The sequence below is a fragment of the Achromobacter pestifer genome, from assembly GCF_902859625.1.
In the GTDB taxonomy this organism is placed as follows: domain Bacteria; phylum Pseudomonadota; class Gammaproteobacteria; order Burkholderiales; family Burkholderiaceae_B; genus Achromobacter; species Achromobacter pestifer.
In genome coordinates this window covers 43716-66081 of record NZ_CADIJX010000018.1, presented here as the reverse complement: position 1 = coordinate 66081, position 22366 = coordinate 43716, and the positions used below count along the sequence as shown (strand labels likewise).

General features: G+C 63.0%; 22 protein-coding genes and 1 pseudogene. 7 read left to right on the top strand and 16 right to left on the bottom strand.

The annotated features are described in order from the left end of the window. Nucleotides 1–1498, bottom strand: a pseudogene (locus HV753_RS31085) (hypothetical protein); the annotation flags it as partial. Nucleotides 1499–1669: 171 nt separating this feature from the next. Continuing rightward, on the bottom strand, nucleotides 1670–2149 hold the full coding sequence (locus HV753_RS31080) for a hypothetical protein (protein WP_175178418.1): 480 nt from the start codon (nucleotides 2147–2149) through the stop codon (nucleotides 1670–1672). A 251-nt stretch (nucleotides 2150–2400) separates the two neighbouring features. Here HV753_RS31080 and HV753_RS31075 point away from each other — a divergent pair, with 251 nt between their 5' ends. After that, complete coding sequence (locus HV753_RS31075; RefSeq protein WP_175178417.1) at nucleotides 2401–2808, top strand: response regulator transcription factor; 408 nt, start codon at nucleotides 2401–2403, stop codon at nucleotides 2806–2808. On the opposite strand, the gene HV753_RS31070 is transcribed toward HV753_RS31075, so the two are convergent. Further along, the gene (locus HV753_RS31070; RefSeq protein WP_175178416.1) at nucleotides 2780–3580 is read right to left on the bottom strand and encodes an EAL domain-containing protein; all 801 of its coding nucleotides are present in this window, start codon (nucleotides 3578–3580) and stop codon (nucleotides 2780–2782) included. The genes HV753_RS31075 and HV753_RS31070 overlap by 29 nt on opposite strands. 202 nt (nucleotides 3581–3782) lie before the next feature. Here HV753_RS31070 and HV753_RS31065 point away from each other — a divergent pair, with 202 nt between their 5' ends. Next, complete coding sequence (locus tag HV753_RS31065; RefSeq protein ID WP_175178415.1) at nucleotides 3783–5654, top strand: ATP-binding protein; 1872 nt, start codon at nucleotides 3783–3785, stop codon at nucleotides 5652–5654. On the opposite strand, the gene HV753_RS31060 is transcribed toward HV753_RS31065, so the two are convergent. From HV753_RS31060 to HV753_RS31045, 4 genes are all read right to left on the bottom strand, one after another. Continuing rightward, a complete protein-coding gene (locus tag HV753_RS31060) occupies nucleotides 5629–6306 on the bottom strand; it encodes an Hpt domain-containing protein (RefSeq protein ID WP_175178414.1) in 678 nt (225 codons plus the stop codon). The two genes, HV753_RS31065 and HV753_RS31060, sit on opposite strands and share 26 nt — an antisense overlap. 25 nt (nucleotides 6307–6331) lie before the next feature. Next, a complete protein-coding gene (locus tag HV753_RS31055) occupies nucleotides 6332–6964 on the bottom strand; it encodes a response regulator transcription factor (protein ID WP_175178413.1) in 633 nt (210 codons plus the stop codon). Beyond that, complete coding sequence (locus HV753_RS31050) at nucleotides 6961–9360, bottom strand: hybrid sensor histidine kinase/response regulator (RefSeq protein ID WP_175178412.1); 2400 nt, start codon at nucleotides 9358–9360, stop codon at nucleotides 6961–6963. Before HV753_RS31050 ends, HV753_RS31055 begins: the two co-directional genes overlap by 4 nt. A gap of 256 nt (nucleotides 9361–9616) precedes the next feature. Continuing rightward, nucleotides 9617–10531 (bottom strand): LysR family transcriptional regulator, encoded by a 915-nt coding sequence (locus HV753_RS31045; RefSeq protein ID WP_175178411.1) that lies wholly within the window; start codon nucleotides 10529–10531, stop codon nucleotides 9617–9619. A 93-nt stretch (nucleotides 10532–10624) separates the two neighbouring features. Between HV753_RS31045 and HV753_RS31040 the strand changes: the two genes are divergently transcribed. From HV753_RS31040 to HV753_RS31025, 4 genes are read left to right on the top strand one after another with little or no spacing between them, the layout of a single operon-like run. Continuing rightward, nucleotides 10625–11419 (top strand): SDR family NAD(P)-dependent oxidoreductase, encoded by a 795-nt coding sequence (locus HV753_RS31040; RefSeq protein WP_175178410.1) that lies wholly within the window; start codon nucleotides 10625–10627, stop codon nucleotides 11417–11419. Nucleotides 11420–11433: 14 nt separating this feature from the next. Further along, on the top strand, nucleotides 11434–12282 hold the full coding sequence (locus tag HV753_RS31035; RefSeq protein WP_175178409.1) for an SDR family NAD(P)-dependent oxidoreductase: 849 nt from the start codon (nucleotides 11434–11436) through the stop codon (nucleotides 12280–12282). 18 nt (nucleotides 12283–12300) lie between these two features. Next, the gene (locus HV753_RS31030) at nucleotides 12301–12813 is read left to right on the top strand and encodes a carboxymuconolactone decarboxylase family protein (protein ID WP_175178408.1); all 513 of its coding nucleotides are present in this window, start codon (nucleotides 12301–12303) and stop codon (nucleotides 12811–12813) included. A gap of 38 nt (nucleotides 12814–12851) precedes the next feature. After that, entirely contained in the window at nucleotides 12852–13817 is a 966-nt protein-coding gene (locus HV753_RS31025) for a tripartite tricarboxylate transporter substrate binding protein (protein ID WP_175178407.1), read from the top strand. A gap of 20 nt (nucleotides 13818–13837) precedes the next feature. On the opposite strand, the gene HV753_RS31020 is transcribed toward HV753_RS31025, so the two are convergent. The 3 genes from HV753_RS31020 to HV753_RS31010 form a co-directional block, all read right to left on the bottom strand. Continuing rightward, complete coding sequence (locus tag HV753_RS31020) at nucleotides 13838–14746, bottom strand: DNA/RNA non-specific endonuclease (protein ID WP_175178406.1); 909 nt, start codon at nucleotides 14744–14746, stop codon at nucleotides 13838–13840. A gap of 105 nt (nucleotides 14747–14851) precedes the next feature. Further along, the gene (locus HV753_RS31015; protein WP_175178405.1) at nucleotides 14852–15454 is read right to left on the bottom strand and encodes a LysE/ArgO family amino acid transporter; all 603 of its coding nucleotides are present in this window, start codon (nucleotides 15452–15454) and stop codon (nucleotides 14852–14854) included. Between the two features lie 217 nt (nucleotides 15455–15671). Next, nucleotides 15672–15896 (bottom strand): HP1242/YdcH family protein, encoded by a 225-nt coding sequence (locus HV753_RS31010; protein WP_105558019.1) that lies wholly within the window; start codon nucleotides 15894–15896, stop codon nucleotides 15672–15674. A gap of 251 nt (nucleotides 15897–16147) precedes the next feature. Between HV753_RS31010 and HV753_RS31005 the strand changes: the two genes are divergently transcribed. After that, a complete protein-coding gene (locus HV753_RS31005; protein ID WP_175178404.1) occupies nucleotides 16148–17296 on the top strand; it encodes a sterol desaturase family protein in 1149 nt (382 codons plus the stop codon). A 43-nt stretch (nucleotides 17297–17339) separates the two neighbouring features. On the opposite strand, the gene HV753_RS31000 is transcribed toward HV753_RS31005, so the two are convergent. The 6 genes from HV753_RS31000 to HV753_RS30975 all read right to left on the bottom strand — a co-directional run bounded on the left by HV753_RS31000 (nucleotide 17340) and on the right by HV753_RS30975 (nucleotide 22243). Beyond that, nucleotides 17340–18059, bottom strand: a complete 720-nt coding sequence (locus tag HV753_RS31000) for an anti-sigma factor (protein WP_175178403.1) — start codon at nucleotides 18057–18059, stop codon at nucleotides 17340–17342. Further along, nucleotides 18056–18625 (bottom strand): sigma-70 family RNA polymerase sigma factor, encoded by a 570-nt coding sequence (locus HV753_RS30995; protein ID WP_175178421.1) that lies wholly within the window; start codon nucleotides 18623–18625, stop codon nucleotides 18056–18058. Before HV753_RS30995 ends, HV753_RS31000 begins: the two co-directional genes overlap by 4 nt. Nucleotides 18626–18749: 124 nt before the next feature. Beyond that, nucleotides 18750–19316 (bottom strand): DUF3455 domain-containing protein, encoded by a 567-nt coding sequence (locus HV753_RS30990; protein ID WP_175178402.1) that lies wholly within the window; start codon nucleotides 19314–19316, stop codon nucleotides 18750–18752. Nucleotides 19317–19457: 141 nt separating this feature from the next. Continuing rightward, nucleotides 19458–20084: an isochorismate family cysteine hydrolase YcaC gene (ycaC, locus tag HV753_RS30985; protein WP_105558014.1), complete on the bottom strand. Its 627-nt coding sequence runs from the start codon at nucleotides 20082–20084 to the stop codon at nucleotides 19458–19460. Nucleotides 20085–20212: 128 nt separating this feature from the next. Beyond that, nucleotides 20213–21184: a LysR substrate-binding domain-containing protein gene (locus tag HV753_RS30980; RefSeq protein ID WP_175178401.1), complete on the bottom strand. Its 972-nt coding sequence runs from the start codon at nucleotides 21182–21184 to the stop codon at nucleotides 20213–20215. A gap of 93 nt (nucleotides 21185–21277) precedes the next feature. Beyond that, nucleotides 21278–22243, bottom strand: a complete 966-nt coding sequence (locus tag HV753_RS30975) for an AraC family transcriptional regulator (protein WP_175178400.1) — start codon at nucleotides 22241–22243, stop codon at nucleotides 21278–21280. Nucleotides 22244–22366 lie beyond the last annotated feature (123 nt).

The following is a 22366-nucleotide window of genomic DNA, read 5'->3' as shown; positions in this document are numbered from 1 at the left end:
TGGCGACCGAGTCCTGTCCGGTGGCCTGGGAGTCCGTGCCGGTGGAGTTGGCGTGGAAGTACTTGGTGCCGGTGTTGTAGACGTTTTCAATGCGGTCACCGAGGGTCGTCACGTCGCCTTCGACCGTGGTGACGCGGTTGTCGATGGACGTGACCTGGTCGTTGGTGGTCTTCAGTTGGCTGCCGTTGACCGCGTCAGTGCTGGTGTCGGTCAGGTCGCCTGCGGCGACATTGGTGATTTTGTTCGGGCCGGTGCCGCCATGATTGGCGCTGTAGGCACCCGCGCCGCCATCGGCAGCCGGATCCCACAGCAGTGCATCGTTTTCCAAGCCGGTCACGCGGTTGTCGACGTTCGTGACGTTGGTGTTGGTCTCGTTAAGTTGCGACATGTTGACTGCATCGCTATCGGCTTCGCCGCGAGCGACGTTGGTGATCTTCGTGCCGCCCGTCTTGGTGGTCGAGTTGTACGTATCGCCCGTCATTGTCACGGTGTTGTGCGTGCTGTTGTCGTACATGACGGCATCCGCGGTGGATGCTCTGAGCTGTGCGACGTTGACGGCGTCGGAGTCAACGGTGCCGGCGGCCAAGCCATTGATCTGGCGGGTCTTGCCGTTGCCGGCATCGCCCAGGCTCAAGGCGCCTTGCGTGCTTCTCCATGCGGCGCTTGCGTTGGTGGAAGCCGTTTTGGTCTGTGGGTCGTAGCCGGCAACGCCAGCGGCCGTTTTTGCGGCCGAGCCCGCACCCAGAGCAATGCCGTCGCTGACGGAAGTCGTCGCGCCGTTGCCCAGCGCGATGGAGTTTGACGTTCCCGCAGCGGCGATTGCGCCAGTGCCGATGGCGATGGCGTTGAAAGCACTGGACTGAGCCTTGGCTCCGGTACCCATGGCGATCGAGCCCGTGGCGGCCGTAGCCGCCTGATAGCCGATCGCCGTCGAATTGTCGGCTGTGGAGCTGGATCCGTTGCCTAGCGCGACGGAGCTGCCTTTGGAGGCAACGGCATTCCAACCCAACGCAACGCTTCCCGATCCGCTGGCGGCGGCGCTGTGGCCGAAAGCCGACGCAGCGTCACCACTGGCTGCGGCGTTTGCGCCGACCGCCAACGAGCTGGCGTTCTTCGCAGTCGCTGAGAATCCGATTGCCATCGCATGGTCATTGGAAGCGTTGGCATTAAGGCCAATCGCGATCATGTCGGTATAGGCTGGGTTCGCGCTCACCGCAGATGCGTTGTGTCCCAGGGCGATGGCGTCGTTGTTGGAGGCCTTCGCCGCCTCGCCGATGGCCACGGCACTGCGTCCACTCGCGGCGGCGGCGACGCCTGCGGCGATGGCATTGATGCCGGTGGCAGCATCGTTGGCATAGTTGAGTCCCGGGACGCCGTTGTCATTTACGCTGTAATAGTGCGTCTGGGCAGCAGCGGCGGAGGCGAGCAGTGCGCCAATCACGCCGGCCAACGCCCGGGAAGCGCGTTTTTTCTTGCCCTTGGCAAGTTCGGACGCCACGACCCACTGGCCAGTAGCCTCGTTATATATGCACCTATAGACCTTGTTCATTTTCAACTCTCAGTACAGTGGATCAGGCAATCATTCCTGCGGGTTGCGTCTTCGGTCTGGCACCAGCCAATACGTCTCGACGCGTTAATGCAAGGATGAAACAGCTGACCTGTGCTGAGGTTAGGAATCAGATGAGTCGGAAGCCGGAAATTTCCGAATGGGCGCGGCAGCGGCGAGTGTTTGGGCCAAAAGCGCCTCTGTCGCCAAGAGCAGCGCCGCGTCCACGCGCAGGGCTTTGGCAAAGAGCTCGACGGTCCATTCGCAAAGCTCCACGTCGCCGCGGTCCAGCGCCAATAGCGTCGGGTTGAGCATGTGGGGGGTGCGCTGTTGCAGGGAAGACAGGGAAAGGCCGCGATGCGTGCGCCATGCCCGCACCGCGCTGAAGTGGCGAGCGGCCACCATTTCCAGAACGGGGGGAGGAAGCGCCGTCCCCGAGCTGCGCAAACGATGGGAGTTGGCTGAAGTCAGCACCGGGATCTGGCGCAAGGCGTGCGGCTCGCTGTGCGTGGCGAAGCTGCGCCCGCTCGCAGGGAAGAAGCTGAACATCATGATTTCAGGAGCGGCCTTGGTTGGACCTCCGCCAAGGCGGGGGTCGATCATGCAACACGTGTCCGGCCGATTATGTGCGGGGCGCGATTCCGCGCGTGTAGGAAACATCACAGTCGCTTTGAGGAAGATTCCGAATGCTCACGCACGAAAACGTGCGCCGAACATTGCGCGCGAGCTAAGAATTTTCCTCAGAACATTGGGAAATTTCGACAGACGATCTGATGCTCAACTGTTGCAGACTTGACCACCGGGATGCGGTGTTCGCCGTCCTGGTGGCGCGGTAGCAGAAAGGGGGCACAGGTATGGTGGCGCGTGCATTGATAATTTCAGATAGCTTGGCGACCTACGGCGTCTTTCATCGTCACTTGCAGCAGTACCCTGACTCGGCCCTTTGGGTGCTTGACGCAGCGGACCTTCGATTCTTCGAGCTGGACAGCTACTCGAAGCATCCGGAACTAGTGCTGCTGGACGTCACGGGGAGCAAGACAAAATGCCTGGCCGCCACGGCGCGGGTGCGGGCGTTGTTTCCGCAGGCGAAGATCGCCGTCAGGGTAATCGGGGAATGGCGGCACTTCGGCCGCCTGATCCTGGAGGCTGGCGCGCATGGCGTCATTGACGCTTCCACGTATCGCAGCAAGAACGATCTGGCCATCATGATCGATTCGATCATGGCAGGAAACATCATCTACCGGGAATCCGGGCACGATTGATCAATTGGCCCAACTCCATCGGGCGGCCCAGATGGAATCCTTGCCCGTGCCGGCATCCCAGCGCACGCATCATGTGCAGCTCCGCCGCACAGGAAATACCCTCGGCAATCACGCGCCAGCCCATTTCTCGGGCCAACGCCAAGGCGAACCGCACGGATCTCCTTGCGACCCGGCTCGTCGCCACGCTGGAGGCGAATGCCTTGTCCAATTTCAGCTCGTCGATGGTCAGGTTGATAAGCATGCCCAGATTGGCGTAACCCGCCCCGAAGTCGTCCATGGATATTTCGCACCCCCATCGCTTCAAGCAGGCCAATGAGGTTTTCAGCGCGCGTAGATCCGCGACCGGGGCGTCTTCCGTCAGTTCGATTTTCACGAGCGACAACTCGACACCTTGCCGCAGGGCTTCGTCATGCAGGAAATCGGGATTATCGGGGGTGGCCAAGGTGGTAGCGCACGCGTTGATTGCCAGGGGAAGGGGGGTTCCGGCCTTACTAAGTACTTTCGACGCTTCCAGGACCAATTCGGTCACTCTCTGGAATAAGGCGCTTTGAAGCCGCAGGTTGCTGATCACCTGGATTAACCGGCAGGTCGGAACCGGGCCCCATGCCGGGTGCTGCCAACGGGAAAGCGCTTCGGCGGATTCGATACCTCCCGTGGCCAGATTGATCTGAGGCTGGAACACCAGCTGGAATTGCGAGGGGTCCCGTAGCATGTCAATGACGCCGCGTTCGCCGATTTGCCCGATTTTCTCAATTTCCGCCTGGCCAGCCATTTCACATGTCTCCGCGTGGAAAAGGGGATGGATGCGCGGACTCTATCCATTCCGTACGGAGGCATATGTAGGAGATTTCACATTTCTGACGCCCATGTTGGGTGGGGAAATTTCTACAGGGGATTCAGAAAATTCCACAGTCTGATCCGGGCGGGAGACTCTAGATTATCTCCGTGCATATTCCCATTTAGATACTCTAATCATGGATCCCGCCCCACTTGTTCCTTCGTTCCAGCCCTCCCAGGCCAGCCCGGCCGTGCGGCTGGGTAAAGTCGCGGCCGTCTGCGCCATTCCCGCGTATATGGTGGCCGCCGATTTTCTGTCTGCACTGACCAGTGCGCTGGCGGGCATGTGGGGCGGACTGGTTTCGTGGGTCTGCCTGGCGGGGTTTGTGGCCGCTTTGGTCGCGTTGCTGCTGTTGGGTCGAAAGAACGAGCAGCACAAACGTTCGGAAGAACGCCTGAAGGACTTGGTGGCGTTTCAGACAGGCGTGCTTGACGCCATTCCCCAACCTATCGTCCTGCGTGGTGAGGACCTCAAGTTCCTGGCGTGCAACAGCGCGTTCGAACGCCTGTTGAACCGGTCCAGGAAACAGCTGCGCACCAAGTCGGTGAGCGCGGCGGCGGAACTGATGGTCAGGGAAGTGGAGTCGACCGAGATCGAAGAGGACTACCGGCAAGTGCTGGCCACGGGGACGCCGCTGAGCAAGGACCGGACTGTGCGCGTCAGCGGTCGGGAAATGGATGTGCAGCACTGGATCGAGCCGTTGCGCAATGCGGGCGGCGCCGTGGTGGGCGTGGTCGGCGGCTGGATGGATATCACGCAGCGTCAGCGCGTCATGAAGGAGCTTGCCGTTGCCCGAGACCGCGCGGAAAGCGCCAACCGGACCAAAACGACTTTCCTGGCTTCCATCAGCCATGAGATCCGGACGCCGATGAACGCGATCATGGGCATGCTGGAACTGACGTTGTCGCACGCGGAACTGCCCGAGCAGGATCGCTTGCAGCTGAGCACCGCCTATAGCGCATCCCAATCGCTGCTTGCGCTGATCGGCGACCTGTTAGATCTGTCAAAAATGGAGGCTGGCAAATTCCAATTCTTGCCGCAGCCCACCAATCTGTGCCAATTGACCGAAGACGTGGTGGATGTCTTCGAACCGATCGCTGCGGCAAAGGGGTTGGACTTGACCCTGACGATCGAGCGGCCCGAGAGCGTGGCGCGCGCGCATTCCGTAGACCCGTTGCGGTTGAAGCAGATCTTGAACAATTTCGTGTCGAACGCAATCCGGTTCACGGAACGCGGGTCGATTCGGGTCCATATGGAAGCCGAGCCGCCGGAAGGGGGCCGCCAGACGGTTCTGCTGAAAGTCGTCGATACCGGGGTCGGCATCCCGAGCCAGGCGCTGGATACGCTGCTGGAGCCGTTCGTTCAGGTCCAGGAGACGATTCGCGCCATGGACCGGGGGACGGGCTTGGGGTTGTCGATATGCGATCGCTTGGTCAAGAAGATGGGCGGCACGATACAGATCGACAGCGAGCTGGGTGTAGGCACCACCATGTCTGTGCGCTTGTCGTTGCCCGTAGCGCTTGCGCAGCAGCCCGAATCCGCGTCCGACGCCGCGCCCGTCACGCAGGTGGCGCCGGCCTGTACGGGGTTGAATGTGCTGGTCGTGGATGACCAGGCGTCCAATGTGCTGCTCTTGCAGCGCCAACTGGAGAAACTGGGCCACCGCGTGTCGTCGGCGTGCAACGGGCTGGAGGCGTTGAAGCTGATGGGGCTGAGGACGTTCGACATCGTGGTGTGCGACTGCGCCATGCCTGTGATGGACGGCCATGCGTTCGCCCGGACGTTGCGGCAACGCGGGGGAACGGCCGCGACATTGCCGATCCTGGGTTACACCGCTGGCGCGCACGATGCGGAAATCGATCGTGCGCGGGAGGCTGGCATGGACGAAATCCTGATCAAACCGGTGAACCTCGATTCGTTGAATCGGGCCATCGCCACCCTGATGCATCGCGATAGCGTCCCGTCTGCGGCCGTGGTGCCGGTCAGCCCATCTGGCGCAGGCGGCTGAGTTCCGCGCAAAGCCGCTGGAGCGCAGGTTCGAACAAGACGTTCAGGCGAATGATCGTCTCTCCGATTCCGTTGCGGGAGGCGGCCTCGATGCGTTCGGACAACCGGACCAGCGACGCGCACCCCGCCATGCGGGCCGTGCCCTTGATGCGGTGCGCCAGCGAGCCGGCGGCGATCCAGTTCGCTTCGTCGCAGCGGGCACGGTAGTCGGCCAGGTCAGCCTGCCCCGTATCGAGAAGGCTATCGATCAACTCGGCCACGATCGCCGCATCGCCGTCGACCAGGTCGTGCAGGGTCTGGCGTATGGCGGCGCATTCGGCGTCTTCCGGCAGGCCGTAGCCGGCCGCTAGCAGGGCGTGCGACAACGCCGCTTCTGTGGCCGACGGCAAGACGACCGCGTCGACGCCGGGAGAGGGTGTGCCGGAAGCCGAAATCCTTAACCGGATCGGTGCGGCCGCGACCGCCGCAGGCAACGCCGTGCCGGGTGCGTTCCAGGCATCTTCGTCCCAGAGGACGACGCGCGGCGTGGCCGGGTAGCCCGATAGCGCCGCCGCGTCCGCGCAGGTATCGACCGCGAGGCCCAGGCCTTCCAGGCGTCCGGCAAGTTCGCGCAAGCGCTCGGGACGCTGGCCGATGACGAGGGCAAGGTTCATCCTATGGTCCAAGAAGGGCTGTCGATCAGCGGGCGATCTGGCATTGGCGGGCGAAGTCGATCAGTTCCAGCAGCGTGTGCACTTCCAGCTTGCCCATGATCCGGGTCTTGTGCGTGCTGACCGTCTTGTTGCTGATAAAAAGCGCCTCTCCGATGTCCTTGTTCGACATGCCGCGCGCCAGCATCTGCATGATGACGATCTCCTTGTCGGAAAGCCGGCTCAGCCGGTCCACGCCCTGGCCGGTGGCGCCTACGCGCGCGGATTGCATGCTCTCGGTATTCGGGAATACGGTGTATCCCGCAAGGATCGCTTCAACGCACCGGATGATTTCGGAAATCTCCTGGGATTTACTGACATAGCCGTTGGCGCCGGCTATCTTGACGCGCGGCGCGAACGTGGCCTGGTCTTGGCCGGACACCACCAGGATACGGATGTCGGGCTGTATCGCCCGGATCCGTGGAATCACGTCCAGCCCATTTATCTTTGGAATATCGATGTCCAGGATGACCAGGCCGGGTTGGTGGTCCTTCACGCTCTGGATCGTGGATTGGCCGTTGTCGGCCTCCAGGATGCCGGTGATGCCGAGTACTTGCGAAAGGTGGGTTTTCAGAACCAGACGCAGGGAAGGGTGGTCGTCTACGACGAGTACAGTAGTCAAGGGCGACTCCATTTCTCTAAACATGCGCGCAAGGTGGTCAGATTCACGGGCTTTACCAGGAAGTCATTCAGGCCGACCTCGTGGAAATGCTCGATGTGGGTCGATGAAACATCGGCACTCAGAGCCACAACCGGAAGTGTGCGTATACGGGGGTCGGCGTGCGATCGCACGCGCCGGGTCAATTCGAAGCCATCCATGTCTGGCATGTGAAAGTCCGTGAACATCAACGCGTAAGGTACTTGTTCCAGTTGGCCCAGCGCTTGATGGCCGTCAGTGACGACATCCGCCTGGACGCCCAGCTTCAGCAGCATATTGCGAATCACGATCTGATAGGGCAGGTGATCCTCGACGACCAGAATGCGGCCAGTCGTAGGAAGCCGTGCATTCTCTCCCACGTCGTATAAGGGGTTGGTAACAAGATGCTCGGTCTGCAACGCGCTGAGACAGAGACGTCGAAACTCGCTCCAACGTATGGGTCCCCCGGTCAACGTTGGCACCGCCGGCTGCGTGACCGGCGTGCTTGCCGGGCTGCCGCTGAACAGGATGCGAGGGGCCGGCACAGACCCGTCTCGCGACAGCGCGCCGGACGCCTCGACGATGTGCAGATCCGCGTCGTCGCCGGGTCCCACAGGATGCATGCCGGCGGCGCGCGCGTACGCGCACAGGGCGGCATTGTCTGCTTCGCGTCGGACAGAGAGGGACAGGCGTTTGCCATTCAATGCCGTATCGGCTTGGGGCGCTTGCAGCACGCGCATGGGAAGCTGAACCTCGAAGCGGCTGCCTTGGCCGTCGACACTTTCCACCCCGATGTCGCCGCCCATCAGGCGGGCAAGGCGCTGGCAAATGGCAAGGCCCAACCCGCTGCCGCCGTACTGGCGAGCGGTGGAAATGTCGGCCTGCGAAAACGGGCGAAACAGCCGGCCTTGCGCTTCATGCGGAATGCCGATGCCGGTATCCGAAACGGATAGCAGGACGTCCTGCGTGGTGGCCCCGGCCTTGGCGGAATCGGGCCGCGTGTCGACCGCCACGGCGATGCCGCCCGCCGAGGTGAATTTGATGGCATTGCCCACCAGGTTCAACACGATCTGCTTCACGCGGACTGGATCGCCCACGTATTCGGCGGCCACTTCGGGCGCGACACGCAGGTCCAGCGTCAGCCCCTTGGCCTGCGCGCGCGAGGAGAAAATGTGCAACACCTGGTCCAGCAATTCGCGCAAGGAGTACGGGATGGTTTCCATCGAAACCTGCGCATCTTCCAGACGGGAGAAATCCAGGATATCGCCCAGGATTTCAATGAGCAGGCGCGAGGCGCTGTCGGCCAGGTCCACCTGTTGGCGCTGATAGTCGTCCAAGTGCGTGTCGCCTAGCAATTCCAGAGCGCCCAAGGCTGTTGCCAGCGGGGTGCGGATTTCATGGCTCATCGCGGCCAGGAAGCGGGATTTCGCCTGCGCATTGGCCTCCGCGGTGGCCTTGGCCTCGCTCAGCGCCAACGTATCGCGGTGTTGGCGCGTGACGTCGGCCAGGTATCCATTCCATTCCGTCGAGCCGTCCGGCAGACGGCGCGGCGCGGCAGTGCCGATGCGCACCCAACCGTCGTCCTTCGGACGGTGCGATGGCAGATCGATACGGATGGGCGCCCCCGTCGCGCTGGATTCATCGGCCGCGGCGCTGGCCGCCCGCCAATGGGATTGCAGGATGTTGGGCAGGTTATTACTACCGGCCAACTTGATGATCTCTGTCGCCGACAGCTGCAAGAAGCGTTCCGTGTGGCCCACAACATAAGGTACCCACCGGTGCCCGCCGGGTTCTTCGCGGATCCGGAACAAGGCCAGAGGCAGCGAGTCGATCAAATCATGGATGGCGGCCTGCAATTCGCGTGTTTCGCGTTCGGCGGAGATGCGGTCGGTGACGTCGGCCAGCGCGATCAACGCCCCTGCGGGTTTGCGGTCGTCATCGTAGAACGGCTCGACGGTCAGGCGCCCGTCCATCGCCGGGCCTTGGGCGGTGCTTACCTTGATCTCTGCGGATATCGGCTGGTTCGTCGCGATGCAGCGGGCAGCGAATGTTTCAAGCTGTGCGCCAAGAGAGCCTGCGGCGCCCGGCAAAGAGCCTGCCCGGGCGCCGATGAGGCGGGTACGGTCCAGCCCGACCAATTCTTCGAATGCCTGGTTGACGCGAAGGTATCGGTGCCTCCCGTCCAGCGCGGCGATCAGCGTGGGGGTCGCGTCCAAGAGCTGGAGCGGCACGGCAGTTGATGCGTCGGCTTCCGATGCCCGTGACCGCCAGCTGCGGGTTTCGGCTAGCGCCTTGCGCGCGGCCTTCGCCAGGAAGACCGACACGATGGCCAGCAGCGTCGCAACGCCAATCAGGGACGCTTCTAGGTTAGTCAGCGACATGGACTTGCGCTCCCGGTTTCAATGCAAACCCCGTATTCGCCAGCGTAGGACCACATCGCCAAGCGTACTGTTGTATCTGGCGCAAAACCCTGATGGAAGGAGTTTGTAACATATTTTAACCTGGCCGTCGGGATCAGCCTTGTTCTGGCGGCGCTTGAGGATATTTCGCATCCCCATGTCCACGCCCGCCCGCGCCTCCAGGTTCAAATGAATCGCGTGTTGGCGCCGGGCAAGCCTTCGCCTTGACTGCGCCGGGCTACCGCGTCCTTTTTGCCAGGCCCTGCCGGGCCTCACCCAGCCGGCGCAATTCGTCCAGGGTCTGGCGCACCAGCCGGGACGGCCGGTATTCCCGGCGGATGAACATGCCCACCGAACGCGACAGCGCGCCCTGCAACCGGGTTTTGGCCACGCCTCGGTGGGCGGTGTGATCGAACGAAGATTCCGGCAGCAGGGCGATTCCGCAGTCGGCCTGCACGAAGCGCGCGATGGTGTTGAGGTCGCGCAACGCATAACGAGGATGAAACGGCTGAGATTCGCGACAAAAGGCCCGCTCCGTCAATACGTGCACGCTGGTCCCCGGTGGCATGCTGATCAACGGCAGCTTGGCGAGTTCGGCAGGTATCCAGTGCCGGATGGCCGGCTTGGCCTGCCGGCTATGGAATAGCACGAAAGGCTCAGTGAAAAGCTCCTGATAGAGCAGGTCGGGCGAACCGTCCTCCCCCATGGCCGTGACGGCGATATCGACGCGACGATCTCGTAGCAATTGCAGAGCTTCGTTGGCGATGGGATCGTGCACGTCGACGCGCGCCGTCGGGTTCGCCTGTGCCAGATTCTTGAGCAACTGGGGCAGCAGGGACGCGGCAAGCGTCGGCAGGGCGGCGACCGCGACGCGGTTGTTGCGGTCGCGCAAGCGCTGGTCAAGCTCCAGCATGCCTTGATCGTAGCGGGAGGTGATGGCGCGGGCGATTTCCAGGATGTCCTGTCCCTCGCGCGAAAGGCGCACCATGCGGGTGCTGCGCTCGAAGAGTTTCGTCCCCATGCCTGCTTCGATTTCCTTGAGCAGCTTGCTCAGCGTCGGCTGGGTGACGTGCAGCATCTCGGCGGTCTTGTGAAAGCTCAGGGTCTGGGCCAGCAGCACGAAGACCTTCAGTTGTCTCGTCGTCAGATTCATTCTTTTTGTCTATCAATAAAGTCCGGATCGGAACTTAACGCGCCCGCCACGCGGCCTTAGCCTGTGCATCAGTCATGCGTCTAGGGAGTTCGAATGTTTCGCCTCGATGGAAAGGTAGCGTTGGTGACCGGGTGCGGCACGCTCGGTGACGGGTGGGGAAACGGCAAGGCCGCCGCGGCGGTCCTGGCAAGGTTGGGGGCGTCGGTATACGGTTGCGACCTGGATATCGACGCGGCCCGGCAATCCGCCGAGGCGATCGCTGCCGAGGGCGGGAACATCCAGGTGCGGCAGGCCGATGTCCGCGACGCGCGGCAGGTGGTTGAACTGGTCCAGGCCTGCCTGGCCGCCCATGGCCGCATCGACATCCTCGTGAACAACGTCGGCCGGTCGGAACCAGGCGACCCGGTCACGATGTCCGAAGAGGCCTGGAATGATCAAATCCAGGTCAACCTGACCTCGGCGTTCTTGTGCTGCAAGCACGTGATACCCCTCATGAAGGCGGCCGGAGGCGGGTCCATCATCAACATCTCATCGATTGCAGGGCTCAGGTATGCGGGCAAACCCCAGGTGGGTTATGCGGCGGCCAAGGCGGCCTTGATGCAGATGACCGCGACCACGGCGGTCATCTACGCCAAGGACGGCGTGCGCTTGAATTCCGTCGTGCCGGGACTGATGTTCACGCCGCTGGTGCAGCGCCTTGCCCAAAAGTACGCGGGTGGCGATTACGAGGGGTTCGTGGCGCATCGCCACGGGCAGGTTCCCACCGGACGCATGGGCGACAGCTGGGATGTCGCCCATGCGGTGGCGTTCCTGGCCTGCGACGAAAGCCGCTACATCACCGGGCAGCAGTTGGTGGTGGATGGCGGCATCACGCTGAGCACGCCCTAGGCAAGGACGACGGCATGCATAAAGCAAATGAAAACAAGGCAAACGAGCGCGATGAAAACGAATCGCGCGGCCGCGTGGCGGGCAAAGTCGCCCTGGTTTTCGGGGCTGGCTGCACGGGGCCCGGCTGGGGCAACGGACGCGCCATCGCGATCCGCCTGGCCCAGGAGGGAGCCTTGGTGGTGGCAGTGGACAAGCAAGCGGAATCCCTGCCCGAAACACTGGCGCTCGCAGGTGAGTTCCGCGCGAACATCGAGACCCGGCTCTGCGACGTGGGCGATTCCGCTCAGGTCGGCCGCCTGGTCGAGGCGGTGCGGCACCGGCACGGGCGCATCGACATCCTGGTCAACAACGTCGGCGGGCCCGTTCCAGGCGGCGCCACCGCGCTGTCCGAAGCGGATTGGCACGGGCAGTTGGACCTGAACCTGACCTCCGTGTTCACGACATGCCGGCACGTGCTGGCCGTCATGGCGCGGCAAGGCAGTGGCGCGGTGGTCAACATTTCTTCGACGTCGGCTATCCGATGGACCGGGGCGCCGCAGGTCGGATACGCCGCCGCGAAGGCAGGGGTGATGCAGTTCGGCAGGGTGGCCGCAGTGGAATACGCCAAGCACGGCGTGCGCATCAACACGGTATTGCCCGGGCAGTTGCACACGCCTTTGGTGGACGTGCTCCTCGCCACGCAACAGGCGGCGGGCGATGTCCAGGCGCTGCTGGAAAAGCGTCAGAAGCGCATACCCTTGCCTTTCATGGGCGATGGGCGGGACACGGCGAACGCCGTGCTTTTCCTGGTCTCGGACGAGGCCAGGTTCATTACCGGAACCGAGCTGGTCGTCGATGGCGGCATGAGCGCCCGGTGTGATTGACTACAAGGGGAAATCGATATGGCGAGAGTCGCCTACGCGGATATCAAGCAGCCGGAAATCCAGCCGCTGGTCGAGCGCATCCAGCGCGAGCGTTCCAGTTTGCCGAATCTCTACAAGATGCTGCTCAATAGTCCGCCCGTGGCCGAAGGCTGGCTGAACTACCTTACTGCCATCCGCCAGAAGGGCGGCCTGCCCCCGCGCTTGAGGGAGCTGCTTATCCTGCGCGTGGCGGTCTTGAACGAGGCGGACTACGAGTTCGAGCAGCACCTGCCCATTGCGCTGGAGGCGGGATGCGGCAAGCAAGATGTCGACGCCGTGAAGGCTGGCGACTTCAGCGCGTTGGAGGGCGGTGAGCGCGCGGCCATGGCCTATTGCGATGAAATGACGTGCAAGATCCGGGTGCAGGAGACGACGTTCTCGGCGCTTCGCCTGGCTTTCGACGACAAGGAGATCGTGGAGATCACGGCGACGATCGCCGCCTACAACATGGTGTCGCGGTTTCTGGAGGCCATTCAAGTCGATCACGAGTAAACGGCGCAAGCCGGACATAACGATAATGGGAGACAACCATGCACAACCATTTTGGCGCTGTCGTCGCATCCGTCGCGCTGGGGCTGGCGCTGAGCGCTGCGGTTCGGGCCGAGCCGGCCTATCCTGCGAAGCCGATCCAGCTGGTGATTCCTTTTGCCCCGGGAGACACCGATCAGATGTTGCGGCCGATCACGGAGAAGATGGGCCAGTACGTGGGCCAGCCGTTGATCGTGAACTACAAGCCGGGCGCGGGCGGGGGCATTGGCGCGGCCTTCACGGCTGCGGCCGCGCCAGATGGCTACACCATCGTCGGCAGTTCACCTGGATCGCTTGTCGTCGTGCCGTTGGCCAATAAGGAAATCAAGTACACCACTGATTCCTTTACGCCTGTCGCGGCCATTGCGCTGGGCGGCATGATGATCGTGGCGCAGGGCAACTCCAAGTACAAAACGCTGGCCGATGTCGTCGCTGACGCCCGGGCACGACCCGACGCCATCGCTTACGGCACCTCGGGCGCGATGGGCATCAGCCATCTGCTGGGCGAGACGTTCGCGTCGGAAGCGAAGATCAAGCTGCGTCACATTCCTTTCCAGGGGAGTACGCCGGCGGTGACGGCCCTGCTGGGCGGACATACGGATATTGCCGTGTCCGCCGTGGGGCCAGCGCAGGCGCATATCCAGGCGGGCGGCTTGCGGCCCCTCGCCGTGTTCAGCGACAAGCGCCTGCAAGCCTATCCGGACGTACCGACGCTGCGCGAGCTGGGGTACGAGGTGGGCAGTCCCACGATCTACGGCCTCATGGCGCCCAAGGGCACGCCGCCGCAGGTGGTCGATAAGCTCTATCAGGCTGCGCGCAAAGTGGTGGCCGAGCACGGGGCCGAGGTGGACAAGACGCTGGCCGGCCTTGGGGCCGAAGTCAGCGTGCTGGGGCCCAAGGAATACGGCGCCTATCTGCAACAGCAGCGCGCGCTGTTCTCGCGGGCGATCGGGCTGATCCGGGAGTAGGCGCGGCTCTGCTGCCCGGGCTATCCCGCTGCGGGCAGTAGCTGCATTCCCGTGCGGCGTACGAATTCCTCGTAACTGATCGGCGGGCCTTCTTTGGTGCTCGCGGCGTTGGCCTGCCAATGCACCCATGAACGCCCCGTCGTCGCGTCGTAGACGACTTTGTAGACGTAGCCGGGCACCGCGACGCCGGATCCGATCGTCTTGGGCTTGTCCGCATAGAACGGCCCCGTGAACACGTAGACGTCGCCCGCGGCGCGCATCACGTACTTTCGCGTGTCTTGTTCGATGCGGCTCCAAGAGCCGGCGTTTTGCGTCTGGTCCTGGGGCACCATGTTGGCCAGCGAAAAGCTCTGCGCCATGGATTCCTTCGAGGCCATGTCGCCCGCCGGCGCCATGTGCCCGCGCGAGTAGCCGGAACCCCGGTAGTCGTCCAGGTCCGATCGTTCAGCGCGGGGTAGGCGTGCCTCGGCATAGAACTTGTCCGTACGCTGCATTCCCTGAGCCTGGGATAGCGTTTTTCGGTTCAGGCGTTCGGCCACGAAAACCGGAGTCTTTGTCTGGCCACTATGCAAGACGGCGAATGCCGAGAAGCACAATTCGCGCAGATCGCCCCGGCTGGGGACGACAGGCATGTTCCCTTTCGGAAAGAACTGGGGGCAGTCGGCAAAGCGAGTCTGGGTGAGTGCCCCGGTCGGCACCACGGCGGGCGCGAATTTCTCTTGGGCGGGCCAGCCCAGCCGGGCGAGGATCGCGTCGGGCGAGAACTGCACGGGCCATTGCGGCTTCAGTACGTAGGTGGCCGCGCCGAAACTGGCCAGCGACGACACAAGGAGCGCCCGCAGGAATCGGTAAGTGCGGCCTGCCGATTTGGCTTGGCTCCGGGCTGCCGGGCGTTTTTTTCTTTGAACGGGTTTCTTCGTGCGCGTCATGCTACCTGTATGTTGCTGCCGGCCAGCGCCTTGTTGGGGCCGGCACGGCGACGATTGTAGATGACGGTTGGCGCCTGCCTTGCTTGCCTATCGGAACGGCCTTTCCTACAGCACCAGTTTCAACCCGATCGCTAGCATCGCGATGCCTACCAAAGCGTCCAGCACCCGCCAGGCCCGCGGGTTGGCGAACAGCGGCCGCAGCAAGCGCGCGCCGTAGCCCAGCGTGAAGAAGAAGACGAACGATGCCGACATGGCGCCCAGCGCGAAAGCGGTCTTGGCGCCTTCGTATTGGCTGGAGATCGAGCCCAGCAGCACCACCGTGTCCAGATAGACGTGCGGGTTCAGCCAGGTGAAGGCCAGACAGGCGGCCAGCGTGGCGGCCAGGCCCGCCGTCTGCTTGGTGGACGGCGCCAGGCTGTCGTGCTGCGCGCGCAGGGCCGAGCGCAAACTGCGCACGCCGTAGATGAGCAGGAACAGGGCGCCGCCGTAGCGCATGGCGGGTTCCAGCCAGGGCAGGGTGTTGACGGCCAGTCCGAAGCCGGCGACGCCCGCGGCGATCAGGATGGCGTCGGACACCGCGCACGTCAGGCAGATGGCGAAGACGTATTCCTGGCGTAGCCCCTGCCGCAGGACAAAAGCGTTTTGCGCGCCGATCGCGACAATCAGCCCGAAGCTGAGCAGGAAGCCAGGAATGAAGGCGGTAGTCATGAGTTGCCCTGTAAAAGGGCGACAGGCTAGCCTTTTCCGGGAAATTAGAAAAACTAAATACGCTAAATCAAGTTCAGTTCCGCTAAACACGCGCTGAGGCGTGCAGGCGGCTGGCTGCGTTCGGGGATTGCACGGCTGCGGCAATCCGTCCAGCGGACGGTGACGCACTTGGCGTTCCTGAACGCGAAGTACGCAGCCGCCGCCAACGCTGCGGCGATCAGCCGCCGTTCTGGTCCGCCGCTTTCAACAAGCCATATAGCTTGTCTTTGAGTTGCAGCTTTTCCTTTTTCAGCACCTCGATATTGGTGCCGGAACTCGGCACGATGCCGTCTTCCATGTTCTTGATTTCCTGGTCCAGATCGTTATGACGTTGAAACAGGGCCGAGAAATGCGCATTCTCGGATTTCAGCTGGGTAATGAGTTGGCGATATTCAGGGAACATTGGGGCCTCTCTTGGGTACCAGTTGACAGGACCGGTGTCGCGCCAAGCACGACGCGCATCGGCGTCAATTCCATGACACGCCAACGCCCGCGCCTTGTCAACCGAGGCGCCGGCGCGTCCTGCGCCAGGAATTGACGCCGCGCAAGCGCGGCGCGACTGTAGCGAAACTGTCTCGCATGCTCACGTTTCATTACATGGGTGTTTCCGCCCGGCGATACACTCGCTTCCCCGTGGTCAGCCATCAAAGTGACATGAAACAGCGCGTGCCCATCTATCGGCAAGTCTTTGAACTTTTCAGACAGGACGGACGTATCCACTCGGGTACGGGCATGATGAGCGGCGTGATCGCGCTGTTTCTGGCCATCCTGGCGGTGCTTGGCGTACTGGCGTTCCACTTTCCCGCTTATCTGACGACTCCGGAACTGCGCGCGTTCTACTCCGTGGATGCGATGCGTACCTTGCTGTTCGCCGCGCTGCTGGTGTCGGGTTCGATCGCGCTGGCCAACACGATCCTGGGCCGCCAGCGCTGGCTGAACATCACCGCTTTCGTGCTGGTCTGCTGCGCCGTGGCAGCGGGTGGCAGTCAGGTCGTGGTCACAACCACGAATACGGGGAACCATCCCTATCTGGGCCTGGACTGGTTCATCCTGGACTTGCTGGCGTCCAGCACCGTCTTCATCATTTTCGAGAAGCTGACGCCGCTGTATCCCGGCCAACCCGTGTTTCGCGGTGAATGGCAGGTGGACATGAAGCACTTCCTGTTCAACCACCTGTCGGTGGGCGCCGTGCTGCTGTGCATCAACTTCTTCATCCATCGCCTGTTTTCCTGGGCGGCCTATGAGCCGCTGCAAGCCGCGATCCAGTCCATGCCGTATCTGCTGGAGCTGTTCGTGGCGGTCTTGGTGGCGGACCTGGCGCAGTACGCGGCGCATCGGGTCTATCACGAGGTGCCGGTTATGTGGCGCTTTCATGCGGTGCACCACAGTACGCGCACGCTGGATTGGCTGGCAGGCTCGCGGCTGCATATTGTCGAACTGCTGATTACGCGCGTCGCGGTGCTGGGCGTGCTGTTCGTGCTGGGCTTTTCAAAGTCAGTGCTGGATGCCTACATCATCATCGTCGGTTTCCAGGCGGTGTTGATTCACTCGAACGTGAAATTGCCGTGGGGATGGCTGCGCTACATCATCGTGACGCCCGATTTCCACCATTGGCACCATTCGTCGGACACCGAGGCGATCGATAAGAACTACGCCGCGCATTTCTCGTTCATCGACTATATCTTCGGCACCGCGGTGCGTGGCGTGGGTAAGCGCCTGCCCGAGAACTACGGCATTCTGGACAACGACATGCCGACCACATTCCTGGCGCAGCAGGCGTATCCCTTCGCCCGCAAGAAGTGACTCTCGCGTCTGTGATCCGGGCCCATGCGCCCGGATCGCTCCCCTACAGCATCTTGACCGCGCGCCCGATGAACTGAATCGGGCCCGTGGGCTTGCCGATCGGTGACCCGGTCTTGGGTTCCAGCGTCAGTTCAAACAACTGGTTGGGTTCCAACGGCGGCAGTTTATCCAGCGGAATGCGCACCGGTTCGCCCGGCTTGACCAGGCCGAGAGACACGGGGCCGGCCCAACCGTCGGCCTTGGTCCAGAATTCCAGCGCGCGGTCGGGCGGGACTTCCGTGACGGCGATGGGCACCAGTTGAACGGCGCTTTGACCCGCCTGCGCCTGCACGACCCAGCCGGGTGCCTGCGATTGCGGCGCCACCAGCACCACCACATATTGGGGGGCGCCGGGGGCCGGGCGCAACGCCAATGTGCTTCCCAGTATCAGCACCGCGGCTATGCCGCCGGCCGCCAGGCTGCGCCAGAAGAACAGGCTGTCCCAGAAGCCCGGCGAGCGGCGGACGGCGGGCCGCACTGGCGCGCGGGCCGCATCCAGCGTGTTGGCGATACGCGGCCACAGGCTGGTGGACGGTTCCACGGGCTCGGACAGGTTTGTCAGCGGCAACAGCCGTTCTTCCCACTGGGCGACGGCCACGCGCAATGCGGCGTCATGGGTCAGGCGAGTCTGTACGCTGCGGCGCTGGGCCGCGGACAAGGTCCCCAGCACATACTCGCCGGCAAGTGCTTCCAGATCGTCCTGGGAATCTTGGGGGGCGGTCATGCCAGACACTCCTTGAGCGCTTGCAGACTGCGCTTGATCCAGGCCTTCACGGTGCCCAAGGGCGCTCCCAAGCGCTGGGCGATCTCGCTATGCGACAGGCCTTCCACATAGGCGTGCAGCACGCAATTGCGGCGCACGGGTTCCAGCTGTTCCAGGCAGGGGCCGATCTGGCCGGCGTTGGCCCGCCAGTCGAAGGCGTCACGGGTATCGTGCCAAGCCTCGATGGCGTCGCGCGCATCCAGGGCGGCGGCCGTGTCATCGTCGATGCCGGTTTCGCGCGACGTGTCGCGCAGCGCGTTCAGCGCCAGATTTCGCGTGATGCTGTAGACCCAACCGCGGCCGGAGCCGCGCAGGGGATCGAAGCTTGCAGCCTGATTCCAGATCTTGACGAAAGCGTCATGCACGATGTCCTCTGCCCAAGCGCGGTCGCGCAGGAGTCGCTGGGCCACGCCTAGCAGACGGGGGCCTTCTTGCCGGTAAATGGCTTCCAACGCAGGCCGGCGGCCGGCGGCGCACTCCTTCAGAGCAGCGTCGTAATCGAAATCCGGAGGACGGCGGTTCGGCATGCGAGCAAGGGTGCGGGAGGTAGGCGACCGCGCATGGCGTGCATGAGCGGTGGCGGAATGGGCCATCTTACCGGACTCCCGCAGCGGGCCGGCCGGCCGAATGGATCGACAGGCCGGCCAGGGATCAGTTTGCCTTCCAGAAAATGTAGTCGGCCTGATACGGCACTTGCGTTTTCTGACCCACGGTCGCCGGGGTGCACGGCATTTGCTGCGGTGCCACGCCCCCCTTGAGGGCAACTCGCTGGATGTAGGTCACGCCGGTCATGGCGCCAGCGCCCATGGCGGGGTTGGCCTTGACCAACTGATAGGGCAGGTTGCCGTTGCCAGCGGGCGCCACGGCCAATTGCGTGGCGGTCACCTTGGACCCGTCCAATGCTTCCCAGGTGGCGGGCGGGCCATAGTAGGTACCCACTTGCTTGCCCTGGCGGTCGTTCAACACCGCCTTGGGACCGGCGAAGACCCATTCCGTCTGGCTCTTCATGTCGGCCTTGGCGCGGCATTCGTAGGTGATCTCGCCCACGCCCACCGTTTCCCAGGCGACCTTGTTGCCGGCGGGAACCTGGATGCTGGCGGGCAAGTTGGCTTGCGAATAAGCCATTGATTTGGTGCTCATCGTGCCGCAGGCGGCAAGGAGCGACACGGCGAACAGGCCGGCAACGGTGGGAAGGCGATTCGAACGTTGGGTCTTCATGAGCGGTCTCCAGCGGCGTGTGAGCCTGTAGACGACGCGCAGAATGCGCGTCGGTACAGGTACTACACGCGGGAGGCCACGTTGGATGCAGGCCGGATGCAAATATTTTTCATCCGGCCTGCAAGAGGGGGCAGGTGTGCCTTACTTGGCAGCGCGGTTGGCGGAATACGACGCCATCAGGTTGCGGTAGTCGGGGATGTGGTTGGCGAACAGCGTGCCCAAGCCTTCCACGTCATTGCGCCAGTCGCGGTGCAGTTCGCATGCCACGCCGAACCACGACATCAGTTGCGCGCCGGCTTGCTCCATGCGGCTCCAGGCGGCGTTGCGGGTGACTTCGTTGAAGGTGCCCGAGGCATCCGTCACGACGAACACGTCGAAGCCTTCTTCCAGGGCCGACAGGGCGGGGAAGGCGACGCACACTTCGGTGACCACGCCGGCGATGATCAATTGCTTCTTGCCGGTGGCCTTGACGGCCTTGACGAAGTCTTCGTTGTCCCAGGCATTGATGTTGCCGGGGCGGGCGATGTAGGGGGCCTTGGGGAATTTGTCCTTCAGTTCCTGGACCAGCGGGCCGTTGGGGCCATCCTCGAAACTCGTCGTCAGGATCGTGGGCAGCTTGAAGTATTCGGCCAGATCGGCCAGGGCCAACACGTTGTTCTTGAATTGATCGGGTTGGAAATCGCGCACCAGGGAAAGCAGGCCGGCCTGGTGGTCAACCAGCAGGACGGCGGCTTCGTTCTTGTCCAGCTTCACATAGGGTTTGGTCATGGTTTGCTCCGTTATGTCGTCAGGTCGTGGTGCGCGGTGTTTGCGCGGGTTGAACACGTGAGTGCATGAACAGAATTCTAAATACAAGCCAATAACATCGGTAGACGGAGTTTTCGCGTCTCAGCGTTCTATAAATCGGACACTGAGGGGCCGTGCTTCGGGTTTGGAATGCCGTGGCGCAGTTGGGTGTCGTATTCGTGCCGGGCGTTTTCACGGTACTCCGTGTTCATGAAATCCAGAAGTTCGCGTACCGCTGGCAACAATCCGCGCCGAGAGGGGAAGACGGCATGGACAGCGCCCGGTTCTGGATACCAGGGGGCTCCCAGCGGCACCAACGTACCGGCGTTCAGTTCGTCGCGGATCATCATCAGGGGCAATGCGGCGACGCCCACGCCGCGCAACGTGGCTTGCTTGAGCGCCAGCATGTCGTCCGTGACCAGCCGAGGCGTGAACGGCACGTTTTGCCGGGCGCCGTCGGGGCCATCCAGGCGCCACAGGCATTCCCGCTGCTCGGTGCCCAGCGCCAGGGTGGGCAATGCGCTGATGTGATTGATGTCGGCGTTGGGGGGCAGGGTGCGCGCCAGGGCCGGGCTGGCCACCAGGCTCTGGCAGCTGATGCCCAGGTGCTTCATCACCAAATCGCTGCTTTCAATGGGGCCGAAGCGCACGCGCACCGCCAGGTCGAAGCCTTCGCGCAGCACGTCGACCGACCGGGAAAAACTCTTCAGGTAAATGTGCACCTTCGGGCACTTTTCCATGAAGCGCGCGACGACATCGCCCAGGAAGTAGTAGATCAGCGCGGGGGGCGCGCTCATGCGGATCGTGCCTTGGGGCTCGGCGTGGGTGCGGTCGATGACATCTTGCGCGGCTTCGGCCCCCGCCAGCATCGACAGGCATTGGTCGAAGTACTCCTGGCCCAGTTCGGTGACGGCGAACGTACGGGTGGAGCGCTGGATCAAGCGCACGCCCAGGCGGTCTTCCAGCAGAGCGATACGGCGGCTAAGACGGGATTTTGGAATGTCCAGCGCGCGCCCGGCCGGCGCGAAGCCGCCATTTCGGACGACCTGGACAAAGTAATAGAGATCATTCAAGTCATGCATGGACTTTCCGCTGTTCTGATAGTGGGACGTAGCGACGAGCATATAACGCCCGTCACGTCCTCAAGCGGAAAGCCTGTGGGGGTTGCCTGGGGATCAGGCCGGCGTGCCCGCCGATTCCTCTTTCCAGCGCTGCTTGTCGCGCAGCGGCGGCGTGCCGAACAGGCGGCTGTATTCCCGGCTGAATTGGGATGAACTTTCGTAGCCCACGGCGTGCGCTGCCAACGCCACGCCGGTGTCGTCGCTCAGCATCAGGCGGCGCGCTTCTTGCAGCCGAAGATGCTTCTGATACTGCAACGGGCTCATGGCGGTGGCTTGCTTGAAGTGGTGGTGCAGCGACGACACGCTCATGTGTACGTCACGGGCGATCTCTTCCACGCGCAGCGGCTGGGCATAGTTGTCGCGCAGGATGCGGATGGCCTTGGCCACGCGGTTGAGCTGGCTGTCCTGTAGCACCGTTTGGCGCAGCACTACGCCCTGGCCGTTCATCAGTAGGCGGTACAGCAGTTCGCGCTTGACCATGGGCGCCAGGATCGGGATGTCGCGTGGCGTGTCCAACAAGCGCAACAGGCGCAGGATGACATCCAGCAGGGAGCCGCCCAGCGGATTCACGCACAGCGCGCGCGATGCCTCGGCGGGCAGCAGCGGCGGCAGATTCTCGTCGCTGATCAGTTCCGCGATCTCTTCCGGATTCAAGTCCAGCCGCAGGCCAAGATAGGGCAGCGTGGAGCTGGCGATCGACACCTTGGCCACCACCGGCAGGTCCACGGACGAAATCAGGTAATGGAAGGGGTCGTACTCGTAGCTTTCGTCGCCGATCAGCACGCGCTTGGAACCTTGGGCAATGACCGCCAGCGCGGCCTTCTGCAAGGCGGGCTTGGCGCCCGTGGGTTGCGACAGGCGGTGTAGATATAAGCCTTCGATCGGTGTATCCAGCGACCCTTCCAAGTCGCCCGTCATCCGGTCCAGCGTGCAAAGTAGTTCGCGGCGGGCCGGTTCGTAGGCAATGTCCAGAGGGGCGGTGCTGACGGAGTCTCCCGGTCGTACGGTAGTAATAGGCATGGAGGCTCCAGAAGGCGTGCGGCCCGCGCGCGACAATCCGCGGCGCAGCAGAGAATTAGGCGGACTCCAGTGTATGCCTGGAAAAGGCATGCTGGACAGTCGCCATTCCGGGGTGTGGAGAAA

Excerpts from the sequence above, each read along its gene's own strand:
- HV753_RS31070 (WP_175178416.1), bottom strand. The coding sequence starts at position 3,580 with ATGGCTGGCCAGGCGGAAATTGAGAAAATCGGGCAAATCGGCGAACGC.
- HV753_RS31020 (WP_175178406.1), bottom strand. The coding sequence starts at position 14,746 with ATGACGCGCACGAAGAAACCCGTTCAAAGAAAAAAACGCCCGGCAGCC.
- HV753_RS31015 (WP_175178405.1), bottom strand. The coding sequence starts at position 15,454 with ATGACTACCGCCTTCATTCCTGGCTTCCTGCTCAGCTTCGGGCTGATT.
- ycaC (WP_105558014.1), bottom strand. The coding sequence starts at position 20,084 with ATGACCAAACCCTATGTGAAGCTGGACAAGAACGAAGCCGCCGTCCTG.
- HV753_RS31075 (WP_175178417.1), top strand. The coding sequence starts at position 2,401 with ATGGTGGCGCGTGCATTGATAATTTCAGATAGCTTGGCGACCTACGGC.
- HV753_RS31010 (WP_105558019.1), bottom strand. The coding sequence starts at position 15,896 with ATGTTCCCTGAATATCGCCAACTCATTACCCAGCTGAAATCCGAGAAT.
- HV753_RS30995 (WP_175178421.1), bottom strand. The coding sequence starts at position 18,625 with ATGCCGAACCGCCGTCCTCCGGATTTCGATTACGACGCTGCTCTGAAG.
- HV753_RS31025 (WP_175178407.1), top strand. The coding sequence starts at position 12,852 with ATGCACAACCATTTTGGCGCTGTCGTCGCATCCGTCGCGCTGGGGCTG.
- HV753_RS31005 (WP_175178404.1), top strand. The coding sequence starts at position 16,148 with ATGAAACAGCGCGTGCCCATCTATCGGCAAGTCTTTGAACTTTTCAGA.
- HV753_RS31050 (WP_175178412.1), bottom strand. The coding sequence starts at position 9,360 with ATGTCGCTGACTAACCTAGAAGCGTCCCTGATTGGCGTTGCGACGCTG.
- HV753_RS30975 (WP_175178400.1), bottom strand. The coding sequence starts at position 22,243 with ATGCCTATTACTACCGTACGACCGGGAGACTCCGTCAGCACCGCCCCT.
- HV753_RS31060 (WP_175178414.1), bottom strand. The coding sequence starts at position 6,306 with ATGAACCTTGCCCTCGTCATCGGCCAGCGTCCCGAGCGCTTGCGCGAA.
- HV753_RS31000 (WP_175178403.1), bottom strand. The coding sequence starts at position 18,059 with ATGACCGCCCCCCAAGATTCCCAGGACGATCTGGAAGCACTTGCCGGC.
- HV753_RS31045 (WP_175178411.1), bottom strand. The coding sequence starts at position 10,531 with ATGAATCTGACGACGAGACAACTGAAGGTCTTCGTGCTGCTGGCCCAG.
- HV753_RS31080 (WP_175178418.1), bottom strand. The coding sequence starts at position 2,149 with ATGATCGACCCCCGCCTTGGCGGAGGTCCAACCAAGGCCGCTCCTGAA.
- HV753_RS30990 (WP_175178402.1), bottom strand. The coding sequence starts at position 19,316 with ATGAAGACCCAACGTTCGAATCGCCTTCCCACCGTTGCCGGCCTGTTC.
- HV753_RS31040 (WP_175178410.1), top strand. The coding sequence starts at position 10,625 with ATGTTTCGCCTCGATGGAAAGGTAGCGTTGGTGACCGGGTGCGGCACG.
- HV753_RS31035 (WP_175178409.1), top strand. The coding sequence starts at position 11,434 with ATGCATAAAGCAAATGAAAACAAGGCAAACGAGCGCGATGAAAACGAA.
- HV753_RS30980 (WP_175178401.1), bottom strand. The coding sequence starts at position 21,184 with ATGCATGACTTGAATGATCTCTATTACTTTGTCCAGGTCGTCCGAAAT.
- HV753_RS31030 (WP_175178408.1), top strand. The coding sequence starts at position 12,301 with ATGGCGAGAGTCGCCTACGCGGATATCAAGCAGCCGGAAATCCAGCCG.
- HV753_RS31065 (WP_175178415.1), top strand. The coding sequence starts at position 3,783 with ATGGATCCCGCCCCACTTGTTCCTTCGTTCCAGCCCTCCCAGGCCAGC.